The organism is Candidatus Tokpelaia sp. (assembly GCF_008636115.1).
GTDB lineage: Bacteria > Pseudomonadota > Alphaproteobacteria > Rhizobiales > Rhizobiaceae > QLZD01.
In genome coordinates this window covers 1-548 of record NZ_QLZD01000012.1, presented here as the reverse complement: position 1 = coordinate 548, position 548 = coordinate 1, and the positions used below count along the sequence as shown (strand labels likewise).

Annotated in this window: 1 pseudogene; it reads right to left on the bottom strand. The window is 51.1% G+C overall.

Annotated features, from left to right (window positions below):
• Positions 1–548 (bottom strand): annotated as a pseudogene (locus DPQ22_RS00685) (hypothetical protein); the annotation flags it as partial.

The window sequence follows — 548 nt, the reverse complement described above, 5'->3', positions numbered from 1 at the left end:
GTGTTGATAGAAGCAGCATTGGTGGCGATATTGGTTTTGTTGGTAGCAATATCGGTCGTATTAGTAGCGATATTGCCGGTATTAGTAGCGATATTGCCGGCATTGGCGGTCACATTTGTGTTTGTCGTGTTCAACTGCGTGCCGTTGACAGCATCGGTTGAAGTTGAAGACAGAGTGCCGGCGGCCAGATTGGTAAGCTTCTGGCTATTGCCGGGGCTAGCGGCGGTGCCGTCAGAAGCAATCAGGGCGAGATTATCGCCATTAGTGCGGCGGACAGGGCCAAGCGTGCCGTTGTTGATATTATTGGTGATATTGGTCAGGCTGCTATTGACCGTATTAAAGCTGCTGTCCACAGCGGCAAAAGCATCACCGACACTATTAGCACTCGTGCCTTGGACAGTGAAGGTCGGCGCTGTGCCATTGGCGACATTAGCGCCGCCGCCAAGATAGCTATTAGTGTTGGTGGCCACGGTGTTGATAGAAGCAGCATTGGTGGCGATATTGGTTTTGTTGGTAGCAATATCGGTCGTATTAGTAGCGATATTGCC